We start from the raw sequence: 20120 nt of genomic DNA on the forward strand, positions 1-20120 counted from the left end.
AGGAGTGGATCTACGTATTTAGCTAAGTAGGGGATAGGGTAAAAATTTTTGCCCCCGCAGCTTTTTCTTGAGCAATTGCGTTATTAAATACAAAATTGTCCACATCAATGTTGATTTTTTGGGAAAAGGTTTATATTTGTTCCAAATCTAAAGTAAGGTTTCACTGATTCTTGCTTCGCTTGAGAAGCAAAAATTATATTACATTTATAAATATTCCAGCTAGTAAACTGTTTGCCTATGAGATAATTGCTACAATTGAACATCAAATTATTTTTTTTAGGTAGCACTTATTTATTATGAGGAAATCATTCATTCTAATAGCTTGCTTGGGGATCCTGCTTGGGTTTTCAAATAGAGTTTTAGCCCAAAATCCTACTACCGGTGCTGAGAGAACCACGAAAACGATCACTACTGCTGTTCCGTTTTTGCTGGTGGCCCCTGATTCCCGCAGTGGAGGTATGGGTGAAGCTGGGGTAGCCATTGCGGATGATGCAAACGCCATGCATTGGAATCCTGCACAACTTGCATTTTTGGACAAACGCATGGGTTTTGCGATGTCTTACTCTCCTTGGTTGAGAGCTTTGGGAATTCCAGACATCAACCTGATGTACCTTTCAGGCTATTTCAATACAGGAGGAAAAGGAGTTGTTGGAGCATCTCTTCGCTATTTCTCTTTAGGAGAAATTCAGTTTACAGATAACCTGGGGCAGCCAACCGGAAGTGGTAAACCCAATGAGTTCGCGCTCGACCTTGCTTATGCACTGCCATTGACTGGCGATCTTTCCGGTTCTATCTCTCTTCGCTTTATCCACAGTGAGCTGGCTTCTAACAACAATGTGCCAACTGCAGATGCAAAGCCTGTGAATTCAGCTGCGGGAGATATCGCTTTTGCGTACAAAAAAGATTTTAAAATGAATGGCGGAAATGGCCCGATTCCTGTTCGTTTCTCGAGTGGAATCAACATTTCTAACATTGGACCTAAGGTCTCATATTCAGCATCTACTGCCAATAAAGACTTCATCCCGATCAACATGAGATTAGGATATGCCTTTAAATTTTTGGTTGATGACTATAACTCTATTACCTTTACCAATGATTTCAATAAATTATTGGTACCTTCTGAAGGTGGAAGATCTGACAAAGCACTGCTGAGTGGGATCTTTGGAAGCTTCGGAGATGCAGAAGGAGGTTTTGGAGAGGAGATCTCTGAATTTAATACATCTGTAGGATTTGAATACTGGTATCGCGAGATTTTTGCCGCGAGAGCAGGTTTCTTCTACGAAGATGCAGAAAAGGGTAATAGAAAATTCATCACCCTTGGAGCTGGCATCCGTTACAATGTATTTGGTTTGCACTTTGCTTACCTGGCGCCTCTGCAGCAAAATCACCCGCTGCAAAACACATTGCGCTTTACATTGACATACGATTTCGAGTCAGCTGGAAACGAGTAAATCCGTGCAACTACTTGGATACATGTTTTCGAACATGAAAAGGGAACTGTGGCGGTTCCCTTTTTTTAATGTCTTAAGGCGCTGATCGCGATCAGCGCCTTAATTGTTTTTAAGGAATTAAGACCTGAGCTATGTTTCGACAATTTGGATTGATTGGGGAAAAACTGGGTCACAGTTTTTCGAAAAAGTACTTCAGTAAAAAATTTGAAGCTCAAGACATTGATGCAGCCTATGAGTTATATGAACTGGCTGAGATTGGAGAATTTGAAAAGTTGAAGAAAACACCTCATCTGAGGGGTTTGAATGTTACGATACCCTATAAAGCAGCCGTTATTCCTTTTTTGGATGAATTGGCACCCGAGGCTGCTGCTATCCAGGCTGTCAATACCATCAAATTTGAAGATGGCAAGCTCATCGGATTCAATTCGGATATCTACGGCTTTTGGAACTCTTTGCTGGATTTTACAAAGGGAGCCGAAATATCGGGGGCCATCATTTTAGGAAATGGAGGGGCGACCCGAGCGGTTATCTATGTACTGGAAGAAAAACTGGGCGTAAAAAATATCAGAATCGCCACTCGCAATCCGCGATCTGCAAATCATCTCTCATATCCTGAGTTAGAGAGTTTGGAGATCGAAAAATTCCCTTTGATCATCAATTCAACTCCTCTGGGTATGTACCCCAATACAGAGGGATGCCCGACTTTCCCCTACCATAAACTCAGCGAGAAACACTGGGCATACGACCTCATATACAATCCGGAAGAAACCTCATTTATGAGGGCTGCTGCCAAGCATGGAGCCCGAAGTAAAAACGGAATTGATATGCTGATCGGTCAGGCTGAGAAATCCTGGGAGTTCTGGAATTCCTGAATACTCTTCATCGTAATGGTAAGTGAATTATTGTCAGGGTGTGCGAGACCGAACCATCTACAAAGAAACTAGCCATCCTGGTTTTCTGTGATTCCTGCTGATTATTTAATAAAGTAATTGAGGTCCCTCCGCAAGGTCGGGATGACAGGATTTTAAAAAATAAAAAAGCAGTGTCATTAGAAAGGACACTGCTTTTTTTATGCTTAATTCTTTTTTTATCGAATTCTAGACTGCAAATCCTGTACGGTCATCAAAACATCTTCACGAGACATTTCTCTGAACTTTGGTGGAAGCAATTCTTTCGAAGTACACTCCAATACTGCAGCATATGTCATCAGCTCAATTTCTTCCGGATAAGTAGGTGGCAGGAAGTCATGGAAAACCTGCGCAATGATATCCACATTTACTTTATCCAGTCCTAAACTGGCTGCTTTGAATTTCGCACGGGTCAGAGCTGCCTCCATATCCGCACCGGACTTGATCGGAATATCCTCAAAGAAGTCCTCATCAAATTCGTCCATGTTCAAATAACTAAGTCCTGTCTTTTTCAACATGACATCCAGAAGCTCACGCTTGTCTTCAATTGATTCAGGGTAGAAAAGTCCGATATGTTCTTCTGCACGACCCTGGCGTTTAAAGTCAACTGGCATAAGGTCGGGCCTCGCAGTTACCAGGAACCAGATGACCTTTCCTCTATTTTCTGAGTTAGACATGAAACTGGCCAACATAGAGAAGATCCGGCTGTTTACTCCACTACCTCCGGAATTGGACCGATTGCCCAAATAAGCATCGGCTTCATCAATCATTACGGCTACAGGAGCCATGGCTTTCAGAATTTTCAACACCTTTTGGAGGTTGCCTTCTGACTGACCAACGTACATACCCCTGAAGTTTTTGAGCATGACCATTGGTACTCCTATATCATTGGCAAAAACGCTAATCATAAAGGTCTTACCCGTACCTACGGGCCCTGAGATCAGATACCCCATTGGCATCACATCGGACCTGCCATTTTTCAAGGCATTGGCCGCATCAAGGAGATGCTTTTTCGCCTGCGTATGACCGGCCACATTTTTCAAGCTGTATTTGGTCTCAACAAACTCCAACAAGCCCCCCGCTTCCTGCTCGATCATTTCCTTCTTCTGTTCTGTCAGCTCTTCATTCGTGAATTTGATCTTGTTTCGAGCTGCCTCATTCATGATCGTATTCAGCTGAACGAGGCTAAGACCTGCTGTATTTTTCGCAAAGACCTCCGCATTCATTTCAAAATGCTTTTTGCTGTCTTTGTGATTTTTGTAGAAATCCTTGATGAATACCAGACGATCTTCCTCTTTAGGATAGGGGAGGGATACGTCAAAAGTAAAAGGATTGCGAATATACTGCGCATTGAGGTTCATGAGGTTTTCCGTCATGACCACAATCGTCATATCAGCATCCAGGAATTTCTTTTCCTTGGCCCACTTTTGCATGAAGACCAGCAGCATATGTTCTTCCGGACGGTAACTGGAATTTTCCGTCATCGGAATGAGGGTCTCTGCATAGTCAATTACAAATGCGATGGACTTGGGCTTAGAGAGATTGGCTTTCAATTTCGCCAGTCGGGCTTTGAGGGTTTCCAGGTCCCCTTTTCTTTTCTTGGCGTCCTCATCAAATTCTGGCAGGGTCATTTTGATAAAGCGGTCAATGATGTCTCCATCTTTGACAGGCTCATCAGTTTCTACCACATTAGAAGGACTTTGAAGATTTGCTTCGACCTCAGAAAACCAGGCATCAATAAAGTCCTGATTGACCATGAGATTGAAATAGGTATCCAGGGTGAAAAATGATCTTGCAGGATTTCGGGTCAATTCTGCAAAATTATTATCTGTTAACTCATCAAAGAGTCTCAGGGTTGATACAAATTCTTTGCGGGTTTTACTGTCTCCGCCAAAAGTGCGATCGTCCTTAAATCTTATCCCTGCTGCGCGATCATAATAAATTACTATGTCTTTGTACTTAAAGAGTTCCTCATTGAGGAAATCTTTAATGAGATAGTAACTGTTCTTTTTATCGCGATTGACCCTCACATAGTCATTGATGTTTCCGTGAAGGATAAATTGAGATACATTTTGAGATAGGTACTTTCTTTGAATATCCTGAACCCACTCAGGCACAACCACCTTGGGTTTAGTCGTCTTAGCTTTAGCCATATTGTGTTTGAGAAATGATTTATATACAATTAACTAGATGGGGAAAAATACTAAAAGTCTCGAAAGGAGCGTATTTTCACTAAGAGCCTTTACGGGAATTTTTCCGTCTGGATGATAAAGATACAAAAAGGCTCGAAAGGTTGGTGATTTTCCCAATTCTCACGCCAATTTCTGTAAATTAAGGGTAAAAGAAAGCTTTTTCTATTTATTCACGTGCTTGATAAGCGAAAATATGCTTTTTTCAGGCCTGGAATTATTTCCTGACTTGGAAGCAGTCGCTTATCCTTTTATTTTGTTATTTTGAAATAAAGCTGATCAAAGATGACTTTCTCGGCATAGATCAAGTCCTAGAAATAGGGACTTTTTTTTCGTCTTTGAACAGATTTAAAGGGGTTATAAAATTGTTTATGGCTTTGTTCAGGCTGAACTAACGTCTGTAATAACCATTTAGGCCTGAACTCTTGGATTCACGAGTACGTAGTATTTTTTTTGTATTCGGCTAAATTCTGCAGAATTACTTATGCCAGCTAGATTTAAACCGCACATTTTTCTTGCCTGTACATTAGCAAGTGAGGAGGGGAAGAGACGATTAGACCCTGCTCAACATTGCGATGACATACTTAGGGTTCTTCAATATTGGATAGATAATGGAGGATGCGAAGTCTTACAGGCCAGACCTGGCTCTAAACTGTACCTGGAGGATGTTCTTGCAAACAAGAACAACAGAAGAGAAGTGGTTGGAATTCACCTCATCGGAGAATTGCAAGATGAGAGCCATTTGCTTTTTAGATCGAGATCCGACCAGCAGTCATATAGCTTTGAGGAGTTTGGAAATAGCCTCAAAGAATTTCCCAAAATTCAGTTTCTATTTTTAAGTGGGATTAATGATCCCAAGCTGATCCACCAGATCCATGCAGCCGGCGTGCCAGCTGTATTTTCTATTAAGGATGCACGACTTTCTCCTACGATAGTCGAGGCATTTTATCTTCAAATGTTGAGGGGGAAATCTGTAAAAGATTCGGTATTAGGATTGGACAGTATTCTAAAAATAGAAATATCCCGACACGAAGTAGACTTTAGTTACCAGTATGGACCCTGGAATGGAAATGATTTACCAAATCCGGGTGCATATGGGTTTTATTATAGAAAGGACAAGTTTAAAAATTTGGGCTGGCGTTTGCGTAGCCCATTACTCATTCCAGGAGCAGAGAAGGATGAAATTGATTCCTACCTGGTAAAACTTTCCCATGAAGATCCTATTGGACGTCTGTTGAAGGAGATTGAAAAGGAAGATGCTTCCAGTTCTAGCTGGAAAGAGCAAGAGAGGGCAATAGATGTGCAGGATCATGTAATCGCAGAAACATTAGATACAATTGAAGAAATAAGTGAGATTGAGTCTGATGATGCAAAAATTGAGGATTTAGCGGAAAAAGCTGAATCTACAGAAGAGGTAAGAGAGGAAGTTGTTTCAGAAGAAACAAGCGAAGCAGAAATAGTAGCAGAAGAAGAGGAAGCTACAGAAGCAGCAGTTGAAGAAGTTGTTTCGGAGGAAGAAACGGAAGCTGAAATCGTAGCAGAGGAAGATGAGACTACTGAAGAAGTTATCGAAGAGCCGGTTTCGGAAGAAGAATCCGAAGCAGAAATAGTAGCGGAAGAAGAGGAGACTGATGAAGAAGCAATCGAAGAACCCGTTTCAGAAGCCGAAGCAGAAATAGTAGCGGAAGAAGAGGAGACTGCTGAAGAAGCAGTTGAAGAAGTTGTTTCGGAGGAAGAAACGGAAGCTGAAATCGTAGCAGAGGAAGATGAGACTACTGAAGAAGTTATCGAAGAGCCGGTTTCGGAAGAAGAAGCCGAAGCAGAAATAGTAGCAGAGGAAGATGAGACTACTGAAGAAGTTATCGAAGAGCCGGTTTCGGAAGAAGAAGCCGAAGCTGAAATAGTAGCGGAAGAAGAGGAGACTGCTGAAGAAGCAGTTGAAGAAGTTGTTTCGGAAGAAGAAGCCGAAGCAGAAATAGTAGCAGAGGAAGAGGAAACTACAGAAGAAGTTATCGAAGAGCCGGTTTCGGAAGAAGAAGCCGAAGCAGAAATAGTAGCAGAGGAAGAGGAAACTACAGAAGAAGTTATCGAAGAGCCGGTTTCGGAAGAAGAAGCCGAAGCTGAAATAGTAGCGGAAGAAGAGGAGACTGCTGAAGAAGCAGTTGAAGAAGTTGTTTCGGAAGAAGAAGCCGAAGCAGAAATAGTAGCAGAGGAAGAGGAAACTACAGAAGAAGTTATCGAAGAGCCGGTTTCGGAAGAAGAAGCCAAAGCAGAAATAGTAGCAGAGGAAGAGGAAACTACAGAAGAAGCAGTTGAGGAAGTTGTTTCAGAAGAGGAAGCCGAGGCGGAAGAAGTAGTAGCGGAAGAGGAAGCTACAGAAGAAACAGTTGAAGAAATTGTTTCGGAAGAAGAGACGGAAGAATTAACTGAGGAGGAGGAAGAAAACATAGGAGGAAGGAAAAAATCTAAATCTTCCAAGAAGAATAAAAGATCGGAAGCCAGGAAAAAACGAAGAGCCAAGCGTCAGAAGAGTTCTAAAAAGGGCTTGCCAACGATCAAACTGGATGTCAGAGAGATTGTTGAGTCTGATGAGAAAGAGGCACTGGCTATAACAAATGAAAAGCTAGAAACTCCCTCTATCGAAACCCATATCGAGGACGGAGCTGAAATAATAAATCCTTTGGTGAATCAGGAAATCCTGGAGGATGCAAAAGCCGTTGAAGAGCTTTCCGAAGCTGATACAGAAAAAGGAAATGAAAAATCCGAAGCTGTAGAAGCTAGTGAAGATTCTAAGGCTGAAGAAGAGTTGATCGAAGAACCAGTTTCGGAAGAAGAAGCTGAAGCAGAAATAGTAGCGGAAGAAGAGGAGACTGATGAAGAAGTAATCGAAGAGCCGGTTTCGGAAGAAGAAACAGAGGCTGAGATCGTAGCAGAAGAAGAGGAGACTGCTGAAGAAGCAATTGAGGAAGTTGTTTCGGAAGAAGAAGCCGAAGCAGAAATAGTAGCGGAAGAAGAGGAAACTGATGAAGAAGCAATTGAGGAAGTTGTTTCGGAAGAAGAAGCCGAAGCAGAAATAGTAGCGGAAGAAGAGGAAACTACAGAAGAAGTTATCGAAGAGCCGGTTTCGGAAGAAGAAGCTGAAGCAGAAATAGTAGCAGAGGAAGAGGAAACTACAGAAGAAGTTATCGAAGAGTCGGTTTCCGAAGAAGAAGCCGAAGCAGAAATAGTAGCAGAGGAAGAGGAAACTACAGAAGAAGTTATCGAAGAGCCGGTTTCCGAAGAAGAAGCCGAAGCAGAAATAGTAGCTGAAGAAGAGGAAACTACAGAAGAAGCAGTTGAGGAAGTTGTTTCAGAAGAAGAGACAGAAGCGGAAGAAGTAGTGGCGGAAGAGGAAACTACAGAAGAAGCCGAAGCAGAAATAGTAGCGGAAGAAGAGGAGACTGCTGAAGAAGCAATCGAAGAACTCGTTTCAGAAGCCGAAGCAGAAATAGTAGCGGAAGAAGAAGAGACTGCTGAAGAAGCAATCGAAGAACCGGTTTCAGAAGAAGAAGCTGAACTTGAGATAGTAGCAGAAGAAGAGGAGACTGCCGAAGAAGTTATTGAAGAGCCAGTTTCGGAAGAAGAAGCTGAACTTGAGATAGTAGCAGAGGAAGAGGAGACTGCCGAAGAAGTTATCGAAGAGCCAGTTTCGGAAGAAGAAGCTGAAGCTGAGATCGTAGCAGAAGAAGAGGAGATTGTTGAAGAAGCAATCGAAGAACCCGTTTCAGAAGAAGCAGCAGAAATAGTAGCGAAAGAAGAAGAGACTGCTGAAGAAGCAATCGAAGAACCGGTTTCAGAAGAAGAAGCTGAACTTGAGATAGTAGCAGAGGAAGAGGAGACTGCCGAAGAAGTTATCGAAGAGCCGGTTTCAGAAGAAGAAGCCGAAGCAGAAATAGTAGCAGAGGAAGAGGAAACTACAGAAGAAGTTATCGAAGAGCCGGTTTCCGAAGAAGAAGCTGAAGCTGAAATCGTAGCAGAGGAAGAGGAAACTACAGAAGAAGTTATCGAAGAGCCGGTTTCCGAAGAAGAAGCCGAAGCAGAAATAGTAGCAGAGGAAGAGGAAACTACAGAAGAAACAATCGAAGAACCGGTTTCCGAAGAAGAAGCTGAACTTGAAATTGTTGCAGAGGAAGAGGAAACTACAGAAGAAGCAATCGAAGAACCGGTTTCCGAAGAAGAAGCTGAACTTGAAATTGTTGCAGAGGAAGAGGAAACTAGAGAAGAAGCAATCGAAGAGCCGGTTTCCGAAGAAGAAGCAGAGGCTGAGATAGAAGAGGAAGAAAAGATTCCGTTCGGTGAATACAGCATTCAGGAACAATTCCCTGATAAGGATATAGAAGCCGATAAAGAAAAATTAAAATCCTTCCTCGCTGAGGAACCCAAAGCAGAGGAACAAGAAGTCAATGTCTTCCAACCGGTAAACGGCAAAGAAGAAGTTGAACTCATATCAGAATCTATCCTCGAAAGAGAATTTGAACCCGTCAATGAGAGACTGGAAAGGGAAGAGCTAGGATATGGGGAGATAGAGGAAGAAGTACAGGAAGTAGAGCCTGTTTTGAGTAGCCCGGTACCAGCAGAGGTTCAGAAGCCTCAACCCAATCCTCAGAAAAGAAGACCTACTCCCGCAAGGAGAGAAGATTCCGGCAGGCCTTCCAATAGGAAGCGACCGGTCAAAAATCGAGTTAATAAAGACATTAGTTCCGCAATTCCTAAAGATCAGGAATTGATGGTTCAGAAAACCCGGAAAAAACGGGTACGTACCCTGGGAATTCTTGGTGGCTTGGTAGCTGCTTCTCTTGCAGGGGCGATGTTTATTTTCGGAGGAGATATTTTTGGACCGAAAGAAGAAGGAATTTTTGCTGCTAATGATGGTTCCTACCACGTTCTCATGCTGCCTTCCTATAATGTCCAAAGCTGTGAACAGGGAGATAATGTATTTGTCGAAAGTTTGCGAGCACGTTTCAAAACACTCAATGGAGAAGAAAACGTTCCGGTTGATTCTCGTTTCGTCGATGTATTGGATTGTAGTGAAATTCAGTCTGTCGCACAAAAACTGGGTAAAAACTGGAATGCGAATCTGGTAGTATGGGGGGAATATGAAGCGAATAATGATTTTACCCTAAATTACTTCACGACCAGCAAACAAGGAGAAAATCTCTTTATGGATGGAAATGTTGGACAGACTACCATCTCCGCAGATTTGATCGAATCTGATCCCGTGCTTGCAAGTAAAAGTCTGGAAAATATTCTCTACTGGGCACTTTCTTATGCTCAGATGGGTCGTGAAAATTATCCGGAAGCCGAACGCTACCTGACCCGGATAAAGCCAGAAAATGAGCTGCAAAGCTCTAGTGTTAGTGCCCTTTTAACCAAATGCTATATAGAGTCCGCTCAATACGAAAAGGCAGTTGGGAATTATGATAATCTAATTGCTCAAAATCCAGCTGATACCAAGGCATATTTTGAAAGAGGAAAAGTCCTGGCTCAAATGGGAGAATTCCCAAGAGCCCTGGAAGACTATAACCATGTCCTCGATCAGGAACCAGAAAACATTCATGTGCTGATGAGCAGAGGGATTTTATATGCGGACCGTGAGCAGTACAATCGTGCGCTTCGTGATTTTGGGAAAGTATTGGATTTGGATGCCAACTTTGCCCCGGTCTTCGTAAATCGTGCCGAAGTCTACATCGACCTCCAGCAGTTTAGCCGAGCGATGAAAGATTATGATTTAGCTATCGAAGCGAATCCTTCTTATGCGCAAAGTTATTACCATAGAGGGATGCTGCATCAGAAACTGGGCAATGATGAAGAAGCGAGAGCTGACATGGCGAGAGCTTTGCAATATCAGTCTGACTTCACTGCTGCGAAATTGTTTGAAGGAGATCTACTGGCAGAAAGAGGTTCAAATAATCGGGCAATCAATGCCTACACACAAATAATTGAGAGCGACCCTTCAGCGGAAGCTTATCATAGAAGAGGGAAAGTTTATAGCGAAGTAGGAAACCATAGCCTGGCTATTAGGGATTTTTCTGAAGCCCTTCAACTTCGTGAAAATCTGGTGGAAGCCAGATTGGATAGAGGGATTGCCTATACAAAATCCGGATCTCTGGATAGAGCTATTGAGGATTTTGGTAGAATTCTCCAATTGAGGCCTTCCTATTCAGCTGCTTATATAGAGCGTGGGAAAGCATATATTGGAAAGGATGAAGGAGAATTAGCCTTATCTGATTTCGAAAATGCCCTCAAGATCAATCCACAAAATGATGAGATTTATCTTCACAGAGGAATCCTCTTTTTCAAAAAAGAGCAATATGAGGAGTCCCTCGATAACCTGAATGAAGCGATTCGGTATAATTCAACTTTCGCAGAAGCCTATATGTATCGAGGCCTTGTGAAAAAAGCGATGAATAGAAATGGAGATGCACTCAGAGATTTTAATCGTGCGATTCTCCTGGAAAATGAATTAGGAGATGCTTACTTCCATAGAGGAGTGATCTATCGTGAGAGAAATAACCAGCGCAGAGCTATACAGGATATGGAGTCTGCTGTTGGAAATGATACCCGTCAAATAGAAGCTTATACCTACCTCGCAGATATGTACAAAGATCATATCGATGGGGGAGAGGTTGTGAAATTATACTCTCAGGCTTTAGCCCTGGATTCAACACGCGCGGATATCTATTACCATCGTGCCAATTACTATTATGAGTTGAAAGACCTCAAACATGCATTGGCCGACTTTAACCGGGCCGTTCAGTTGAGTCCTCCTGAAGATGAAATTATTTATTTCTACAGAGGAAAAGCCAATGCAAAATTGAACAATCTCAATGATGCACTATTAGACTTCAACTCTCTCTTAAGAGCCTATCCGGACTCTGCCCGTTTTTATTCTGAAAGAGCCTTGCTTTATCAGGACATGGGTAAGATCAAAAAGGCAGAAGAAGATTTTGAAACGGCTCTCGCCCTAGAGCCCAATAATCCCGAGATTTTCCTAAGTAAGGGAATCCTCTATATGAACCGTCAAAACTATGACCTCGCATTGGGAGAGTTTGACGCTGCCATTTCTCTTGACCCCAAATACTCTGAAGCTTACAATCGGAGAGGGGAACTGTATTTTGAAATGGAAAAATATGATAAAGCCCTCGCGGATTATAACTATTCGATAGAACTAAATCCGAGAAATGCGGCTGCTTTTAATAATCGGGGAAACCTCGCCAGAAAAGCAGGAGATTACCGCAGAGCCTTCCGGGATTACTCGCAGGCAATAGAATATAATCCGTCTTTGAGTGGTGCTTACTACAACCGCGGATTTATCAGAGCTATGCAAGAGGATTATGCCGATGCTGTTACGGATATAGAAAAGGCCCTGGACCTGGGACCTGCGACCGGAATCCGCTATGGCTTCCTGGCCAAGATCTATGCAAGGCAGCAACAAGATGTTCTTTTCTATAAGAATATCGAACTGGCCCTGGAAAATGATTATCCAACCATTGAATTGGATAAGGATCCTGCTTTCAGGCCTTACAAGACTCAGGAAAGATTTAAAGAATTACTGGAAACTTATCAGAACTAGTCAGAAATTTCTTCACCCATCAATTGATTGAAGAAATTTTCTAAGTCAGTATAGCTACCCGAAAATTCTGCGATGTAGGATTTTCGGCTTTGCATTTCTTCGGTTTTGCGAATATCCTCCAGCTGATCGGTATGGTCCCGGAGGTGACGAAGTAAGGCCGCACTGGCTGCCAGATAAATCTGCCTTCCGGCCTGATCCTTTTTATTTTTCTTGAGTTTCAGGCGTTCCAAATAAGGGGTTTTCAAGCTTTCCGGATCTCGGCTTGCTTGAATATATTGAGAGACTTCTGTCCCAAAAATATCTTCTATTCCCGCTTTCAACTCTTCCTGTATCCTTGGAACCTGATGCAAGGCTCCGGCCATCAGGATTCTTTGATCCTGTACTTTCCCTATATGCCAAAGGATATTTACGGTTTCTATGGCGTGATGCAAGGCCGACATTTCGGTATTGAGCTTCTGATCCTTCATTTGATCTCCGGCAAAACGAAGGGCTTCCAGTATATTTCCTAATTGTTCCATATCTAATCCATCTAAAAGGGGTGTTCAGGGCCAGAAAAAGTGAACGAGCGAAGCCCTGAGGTGTATCAATAAAGTAAGCTTTTCCGAAAGGAGAAAATTCTTGACCCTATTTTGCTGCTAATTCTGAGAATTGAGGTTTTTTTAGCAGAAAGGAATAGGAATTGAGTATATCTAATTACCTTTGTTCCCGGTGAAATTTGGACTTTGCCGCAGCACAAATAGCTTCACGCATCGCAAATGAACTATAATAAGATAAACAACCTGGTTGGTTGGAGTGTGTTTTTAGTTGCACTGCTGGTATATCTGGCAACCGTAGCACCTACAGCCAGCTTTTGGGATTGTGGGGAATTTATTGCCTGCTCAAATGAATTGGAAGTAACACACCCTCCGGGAGCTCCCCTCTTTTTATTGTTGGGGAGGATATTGGCTATGTTGGCCCCCAATCCGGAGACCATTGCTTTTATGGTCAATTTGTTGAGTGTGCTGGCAAGTGCGTTTACGGCATTGTTTACCTGCTGGACAGTTACGATGCTGGCGAAAAAGGGATTGAAGAGAAGTAGTTGGTCGGAGAAAGAAAAAATACTGGGCGGCATGGGTGCTGGAGTTATTGCGGGATTGAGCTGTATTTTCGCTGATTCTATTTGGTTCAATGCAGTAGAAGCAGAAGTTTATGCCCTGAGTTCATTCTTTACAGCGATTGTGGTTTGGTTGATGTTTAAATGGGAAGCCAGGGCTGACGAAGCCGATCATTTGAAATACATCATCCTGATCGCCTATGTGATGGGCCTTTCAACTGGAGTCCATTTGCTCAATTTGCTGACTATTCCAGCTCTCGCACTCGTTTATTTTTTCCGCAAATATGAATTCAACTGGAAAGGAATCATGGCTACCCTAGCCATTTCAACCGGAATTCTGGCTTTCATTCAATATGGAATTTTGCAAACCATGATCAGCCTGGCTGCTGATATGGAGCTGCTCTTTACCGGGACCCAGACCAGAGCAGGAGTAGATACGGGTGGATTGGGAATGGCCATGGGAACTGGAGCTACGGTATTCGCCATGATCATTTTTGCTTTACTGGTAGGCCTGATCGTGTATAGCCAGATTAAAAAGAAGGTGATCCTGAATACGGTTCTGCTTTCTACGGTCATGATACTGGTCGGCTTTTCTTCCTATTCCATCATTTTCATCCGTTCCAATGCCAACCCTCCGGTTGACATGAACAATCCGGAGAATGTCTTCACTTTCCTCAGTTACATGAAACGGGAACAATACGGAGACAGACCCCTCCTCAGAGGACCGATGTACAATGCACAGGTAAAGTTTGACCGCACAACAGGCTATCCGATTTCTGATACAGTCGGCATGAAATATACCTTGCTGGATGGCTCAGGAAAATATGTAGAAGATATCCCCAAAACAGAATATCAATATGAAGATAAGAATGTAGTATTCTTTCCTCGTATGTATAAAACGGATCGTTATGCCATGGGGCCCTATGGCTATACTAACTTTGTAAAAAACAAAGGACAAAATCCGAATAGCCCCTATGACGATAAGCCCACACGTGCCGAAGATCTTCGCTTCTTTTTTCAATACCAGATCGGACATATGTACCTGAGGTACTTCTTCTGGAATTTTGTGGGAAGGGAAAGTGATATTCGCGATGATAGATGGGAATCGGGCCTTGAATTTGCCGATAGCAGTCGCTATATCTATGAGCGCAAAAATAATAAGGCCAAGAATCATTATTTCTTCCTTCCATTTTTTCTGGGCCTCCTGGGAATGGTTTGGCATTTTATCGCAGCGAAAAAAGATGCGAGTATAATCGGCCTTCTTTTCTTCTTTACAGGCATTGCCATTATCGTTTATCTCAATCAATATCCGGCCCAGCCAAGGGAAAGGGATTATTCTTTTGCCGGTTCATTCCAGACTTTTTGTATGTGGATTGGACTGGGGTTCTTATTCTTGCAGGAAGTATTCAGGAAGCATCTGGGAAATAAATCCTTTTATGTGGCTGCTGCCATTGCCCTGATCGCGCCTGTCCTGATGGCGACTCAGAACTGGGATGATCATACGCGCAAAGGAAGATATATCGATATCGAATTTGCCAAGAACCTTCTGAATACTTGTGAAGAAAATGCCATCTTATTTACCGGTGGAGATAATGATACCTTCCCGCTGTGGTACATACAGGAAGTAGAGGGCTATCGTACAGATGTACGTGTGGTTAACCTGGAACTATTGATTTCCGATTGGTACATCGATCAAATGCGTTCGGAAAGAAATGGAACTCCCGGTATCCCGGTGAGTATAGATCAGAAAGATCTGACGGGAGATGCAGGATTGGTGATCAATGGTTTTCAATCACAAAAAATCGCTCTTCCACTAGATCCGATTGAATTGGTCAAAAAAGGGATCTTCAATGCACAGGAAGCCAGCCTGGCTGATTCCGTTATGATCTGGGATTTCAAGGCAAGGGGAAGAGCCGACAATCCCTATATCCTGAGAAAAGACCTCATCATTATGGATGTGATCAAAAATGTGGCTATGGATGGCTGGAAACGTCCCATTTATTTCGCCAACAATATGCAAACGGACAATTACCTCAACCTTATGGATTTCTTCCGGGTTGAAGGCCTGGCATATCGGGTAGTTCCTTTGAAAAAATCGGATAAAACCCTCAATGATCGCTATACGCATGGTACGCTGAGACCTGATATTCTGAAAAGAAATATTACGGAAAAGTTCCTTTATACAGGCTTGGATAATCCGGATGTGTACTTTGATGAGCATATCCGCAACCTGGTCATCAATAATTACCGCAATAATTTTCTCCGCCTCGCGGCTGCTTATGCTGATGGATATAGTAGTCTGGGCAAAGAAATAGCAGAGATAGATAGTTTGATGAAAGAGGAAGGAGCAGATGTCGAAGCATTGGATCATAGTCGTCTGGCAAAAGCTGCCAAAAGACAATCTTATCAGGAACAGGCTGCTGAAGCCATAGCCTTCTCACGACAAGTGATGCCTACAGATGTTGAGCCACAAGGGAATCTCTACCTGGGATTGCAACAAGCACAGGTCCTGGAGACCCTTAAATTGATGGAAGATGCCGCAAGAGAATATGATGAGGTGGCGGAAGTAGGGATCGAGCAATTGCAGGATGATGTAAATATGGGCCAGCCCATTGATCAGAATAATCTCTCTATGCAGATCACTTTATTGGCGATCCGCCATTACATTGAAAATGGAAATGAAGAGAAGGCACAGGCTCTGGCTCAGCGAATTGAAGAGGTCAGTGCATCCCCGATAGGTAAACTGGTAATCGAGCAATTGAAAGGCGGTCAATAAGATGTCAAAAAGTAAGCAACAACATTTGGTCTATGGCATGCATCCCGTTTTGGAAGCCATTTCTGCGGGGAAGTCAGTAGAAAAAATCTGGGTAAAGCAAAGCATGTCTGCCGATCGTCTCTATAGTATTCGAGAAGCTGCAAAAGAAAAAGATATACCGGTTCAATTTGTTCCCGAAGTTCGTCTTCAGCGTTTCGTTCCCAATGGCAATCACCAGGGAGTAGTAGCTATGCTTTCCTCGGTTAGCTATCAGGAGTTGGAGCAAATTATCCTTCAGGTGCAGGAGAAAGGGGAGAAGCCTTTGTTTGTGATGCTGGATGGGGTAAAGGACGTGCGCAACTTTGGCGCCATTGCCCGTACGGCCGAATGTATGGGAGCACATGCGATCATCGTTCCTTCTCAGGGATCAGCTGCCGCCAATGCAGATGCGGTCAAGGTATCGGCAGGTGCGCTAAGCTATCTTCCAGTCTGCCGTGAAGGCAACCTGGTCGATTCTCTCCTGCTTTTACAATCTTATGGGATCAAAACCTATGGCTGTACAGAAAAGGCTTCAGAGACGCTCTATACGGCTGACTTTCGGGAAGCTTGTTGTTTGATCTTTGGTTCGGAAGAAAAAGGGATGAGCAAACAAATTCTCAAACGATCCGACCACCTGATCGGCATTCCTCTTCAAGGTGAAATTTCTTCCCTCAATGTTTCTGTGGCTGTCGGGATGGTCTTATCGGAAACACTCAGGCAAAGACGGGCCTAAACGGATTACAGGGAAACTTATTTTTAAAGAATGCGCGCTGGGGATGAAACGAAAAAACCCTAAGCATAAAAGATGCGCTTATGAAAGTCAGCTTATAAAGCTCCTTCTGATTTTTTCTGCCAGTACCGCATCAAACCTGCTACACTCATATAGGGTGGGTTAGCAGCTTCGTACTTTTTGATTTCAACCTCATCCGTAACGCCTGCTTCTCTCAATTGCTCGCTGGTATAGGCTAAAAAATCCGGCGTAATATCTTTTACTTCTCTTCCGGCTTCCCATTGGGGCTTCATCCATTGGGCCCAGTCATTGATGATAAATTCCAGTCGATCCAGATGTGCTATTGGGTTTTCTTCAATCCCAAAATGTGTGAGATACAGGAGACGAGGATTTTGCTCCTTCAAAATTCGGATAGAATTCATCCAGGCTTCTACATTAATATCCGGGGGAGGGCAGGGGGGAACAACCGGTCCATTGGGAATGCGGCAACCACCTACATCTCCACTAAAGATGATGTCATCTACTTGCCAGGCAATGTGATGGTTAGCATGGCCGGGCGTATGCCAGGCTTTAAAAGTCTTTCCTCCAACTTCTATTTCCTGCTCATCCTCAATGGCAATCAACAATTCCTCCGGAATGGCTTTCATAATTCCCCATAAAGGTTCCATCATATCCCCATAGATGCGCTTCGCAGAACTATACAGACGTTCTGGATCGTGCATATGTTTCCAACCCCTTGGATGGACATAAATGCTTGCTCCTGCTTCTGCAAAGGCCCAGGCAGCTCCTGCATGGTCAAAATGGATATGAGTGAGGAATACATGCTTGATATCCGAAACTTTGTAGCCAATTTTTTCCAACTCTCCTTCCAGATGCGCAAAACGCGAATGAGGTCCGGTTTCAACTAATACAGGGCCATCGGCTGTCTCATAAACATAAACAGCAATAGAGTTTGGGACTTGGAAATGCAGGTCGAGGGTATGAACCATAGGAATCAATATATTTTGGGCGCAAGTTAATTCCTATGGATCAATTTTGATAACCATTGTTGACCTTCACTGCGTACCCGCACATAATAAATGCCTCCGGCCAGAGAAGTCAGGTCAATATCCAGTCGCTTATTATTGCTGCTTTCTCGATAAACTTCCTGTCCCATATTGTTGAGCAGGCTGATCTGTTTTTCGGCAAACAAAATCTGATCTGAATCAAAAATGATCCGCACCCGATCTGAAGCTGGATTGGGAGCCAATCGGAAAGGTATATCTTTTGTCAAATCCGGAAATCCTAGCGAAGTGCTATCTTCCTGATCGCTGATTTCAACGGTATTGAACATATGAAGGCCTCCTCTTTCACTACCGATAATGAAGGTGTAATTGCCGGAAGTATCCAGAATGGCAGCATCTATGGCAGCTTCATCTCCAAAATCTCCATCAAAAAGAATAAAAGAAGGATTGAGGGTATCTGTAAGTGCGCCCGTCAGGTCTTCATAGACTTCGATATATCCATCTTCTGTCGCGAGGATCAATTCAGTGGTATCGTCATTGTCATAGTCAATGAAACGAGGCTTGGTTCTTCCGTAAAACTCATAGCCGGTGGCAATGAATTTTATGTTGATGCCTCCCCATTGCGCAGTGATTTTGCTAAAGGAGAAATTGCTTGAATCTCCAATGTTTTCGTAATAGGCAATCTTTCCAAAGCGATCTCCCGCAAAAAGATCAAGATCACCATCATTGTCATAATCGAAAAGCTCAGGTGCACTCAAGGTTCCGATATCTATAGGAAGTCCGCTAGAATTTAGAATACCCTGGCCTTGTAATTGCAGATCGGCATTTTGTCCGGGAGCGGCTTCATTTTTGTAGTAAGTCAGGGTTCCCAGTGCATTTCCCATAATCATATCCTCATCTCCATCTCCATCCAAATCCCCAAAGGTCATAGCAGCATCCTCAAATTCGAGGAAACGAGTACTTCCATCCATATAATCATCATCTACTAAAGTAAATTCCGGGCGAGTGAGACTCCCGGTATTTTCGAATAGTTGGAGTTGGTAGGTAAAAATGAGGGAGTCAGAAGTTTTCATGATCAAGCCTCTACTCCCAACAAGGAGATCTTCCAGGCCATCATTATTATGGTCAAAGAACACAGGTAAAGAAAAATTCCCAACATCTATATGTTCTTCGGCTATAAATCCTCGGCCCTGAAATCTAAAATCAGGGAAATTATTTTCGCCAAAATTCTTATAGAATACTACGCCATTTTTATTTTCTCCCCCACTAGGTGCATGAGAGCTTGCAAGCAGATCCTTTTTTCCATCATTATCCACATCTGCATAATAAAGGCCTGGAAAAATCTCCACATCTATAGCAGAATCATAGCTGGGGAAATTGGTGAAAGCTGAATCCATAAAGGCCCAATCTTTGGTCCCATTATTTATGACTCCGCTGACTGTAGGAAAGGAAATATCTCCCAAAATGGCATCATAGAGGCTGTCTCCATTTAAGTCGAGGATCAACATAGTTGAACCTACATGGCGCGGATCGATCAAATCCGGATTAGCACCTCCTCTAGGACAATTAACTGTATCTGCTACAAAAAGGGTATTATCCAGATTACTTTCAGAGAAATTACCCCAGCAGTTGGTGGCCATCTGAAACACCATGGTATCGCATCTTCCAAATCGATCCATGGCCAGATTTTGATGATAGGCCCAGAAGTCAAATCCATTTTGCGTGCTGACGATATCCAGATCTCCATCAAAGTCAATATCTATGATACCTGGCATATCGCTATTGATGATAAAAATTTCGCGGGGAGTATTAGGATCCACAGCCTGAGGGTTGACTTCTTTGAGGGGATCGTATTTCAGCACAAAGCCCAAAGAATCTCCATTGAAAATGGTATTCTCATACACTTTGAAATGCTGCCCGACTGAGCCCGAACCACAAATTATATCTGCTCTGTCATCACAATTGTAATCCACTACCTGTGCCCATTTCTGGCATTCGCAATCTTCAAAATTGGCAATGAATCCTGGGTCAAAAACGATGGGATTTGAAGCTGTATCATCGTAGATATAGGGCGTAAACTTTCCTACCTGCCCATCAAAAACAAGTATATCCAGGGTGCCATCCAGGTTGACATCTATGTTGAAAAATTGGGCGTCATTCATTCCTCCTGCCCAGGGATAGAGCAAACGTTTTCCATCCTGATCGATGACCGGGATATTATTGCTGCGCTTGTAATTCTGGGCCGAAATTTGAATAGCTTGAAAAGAAAACAGGATTGTTAGAAGGAAGAAAAGTTTTTTCATCACGCATTTTTGTTGGAAGAAGTTTTCATGGTTTCA

General features: G+C 43.0%; 9 protein-coding genes. 5 read left to right on the forward strand and 4 right to left on the reverse strand.

Going from position 1 to position 20120, the window contains the following annotated elements:
- Positions 1-326: 326 nt before the first annotated feature.
- Complete coding sequence (porV, locus tag R8P61_27650; protein ID MDW3650883.1) at positions 327-1451, forward strand: type IX secretion system outer membrane channel protein PorV; 1125 nt, start codon at positions 327-329, stop codon at positions 1449-1451.
- A 131-nt stretch (positions 1452-1582) separates the two neighbouring features.
- The gene (locus R8P61_27655) at positions 1583-2323 is read left to right on the forward strand and encodes a shikimate dehydrogenase (GenBank protein ID MDW3650884.1); all 741 of its coding nucleotides are present in this window, start codon (positions 1583-1585) and stop codon (positions 2321-2323) included.
- 215 nt (positions 2324-2538) lie between these two features.
- Here the strand turns inward: R8P61_27655 and R8P61_27660 are convergent, their stop codons facing one another.
- On the reverse strand, positions 2539-4512 hold the full coding sequence (locus R8P61_27660; GenBank protein MDW3650885.1) for an ATP-binding protein: 1974 nt from the start codon (positions 4510-4512) through the stop codon (positions 2539-2541).
- Between the two features lie 520 nt (positions 4513-5032).
- Between R8P61_27660 and R8P61_27665 the strand changes: the two genes are divergently transcribed.
- The gene (locus R8P61_27665) at positions 5033-12160 is read left to right on the forward strand and encodes a tetratricopeptide repeat protein (protein ID MDW3650886.1); all 7128 of its coding nucleotides are present in this window, start codon (positions 5033-5035) and stop codon (positions 12158-12160) included.
- On the opposite strand, the gene R8P61_27670 is transcribed toward R8P61_27665, so the two are convergent.
- A complete protein-coding gene (locus tag R8P61_27670) occupies positions 12157-12678 on the reverse strand; it encodes an HD domain-containing protein (GenBank protein MDW3650887.1) in 522 nt (173 codons plus the stop codon). The two genes, R8P61_27665 and R8P61_27670, sit on opposite strands and share 4 nt — an antisense overlap.
- 237 nt (positions 12679-12915) lie before the next feature.
- Between R8P61_27670 and R8P61_27675 the strand changes: the two genes are divergently transcribed.
- Entirely contained in the window at positions 12916-16029 is a 3114-nt protein-coding gene (locus R8P61_27675) for a DUF2723 domain-containing protein (GenBank protein MDW3650888.1), read from the forward strand.
- A 1-nt stretch (position 16030) separates the two neighbouring features.
- Entirely contained in the window at positions 16031-16780 is a 750-nt protein-coding gene (rlmB, locus tag R8P61_27680; protein ID MDW3650889.1) for a 23S rRNA (guanosine(2251)-2'-O)-methyltransferase RlmB, read from the forward strand.
- 92 nt (positions 16781-16872) lie between these two features.
- Here the strand turns inward: rlmB and R8P61_27685 are convergent, their stop codons facing one another.
- Positions 16873-17766: an MBL fold metallo-hydrolase gene (locus tag R8P61_27685; GenBank protein MDW3650890.1), complete on the reverse strand. Its 894-nt coding sequence runs from the start codon at positions 17764-17766 to the stop codon at positions 16873-16875.
- Between the two features lie 26 nt (positions 17767-17792).
- A complete protein-coding gene (locus tag R8P61_27690) occupies positions 17793-20084 on the reverse strand; it encodes an FG-GAP-like repeat-containing protein (GenBank protein ID MDW3650891.1) in 2292 nt (763 codons plus the stop codon).
- Between the last annotated feature and the right edge of the window lie 36 nt (positions 20085-20120).

Source organism: Bacteroidia bacterium, assembly GCA_033391075.1.
Lineage (GTDB): Bacteria > Bacteroidota > Bacteroidia > J057 > J057 > JAWPMV01.

Bases quoted from the DNA above. Each gene is read 5' to 3' on its own strand.
- R8P61_27655 (MDW3650884.1), top strand. From the start codon at position 1,583: ATGTTTCGACAATTTGGATTGATTGGGGAAAAACTGGGTCACAGTTTT.
- R8P61_27660 (MDW3650885.1), bottom strand. From the start codon at position 4,512: ATGGCTAAAGCTAAGACGACTAAACCCAAGGTGGTTGTGCCTGAGTGG.
- R8P61_27665 (MDW3650886.1), top strand. From the start codon at position 5,033: ATGCCAGCTAGATTTAAACCGCACATTTTTCTTGCCTGTACATTAGCA.
- R8P61_27670 (MDW3650887.1), bottom strand. From the start codon at position 12,678: ATGGAACAATTAGGAAATATACTGGAAGCCCTTCGTTTTGCCGGAGAT.
- R8P61_27675 (MDW3650888.1), top strand. From the start codon at position 12,916: ATGAACTATAATAAGATAAACAACCTGGTTGGTTGGAGTGTGTTTTTA.
- rlmB (MDW3650889.1), top strand. From the start codon at position 16,031: ATGTCAAAAAGTAAGCAACAACATTTGGTCTATGGCATGCATCCCGTT.
- R8P61_27685 (MDW3650890.1), bottom strand. From the start codon at position 17,766: ATGGTTCATACCCTCGACCTGCATTTCCAAGTCCCAAACTCTATTGCT.
- R8P61_27690 (MDW3650891.1), bottom strand. From the start codon at position 20,084: ATGAAAAAACTTTTCTTCCTTCTAACAATCCTGTTTTCTTTTCAAGCT.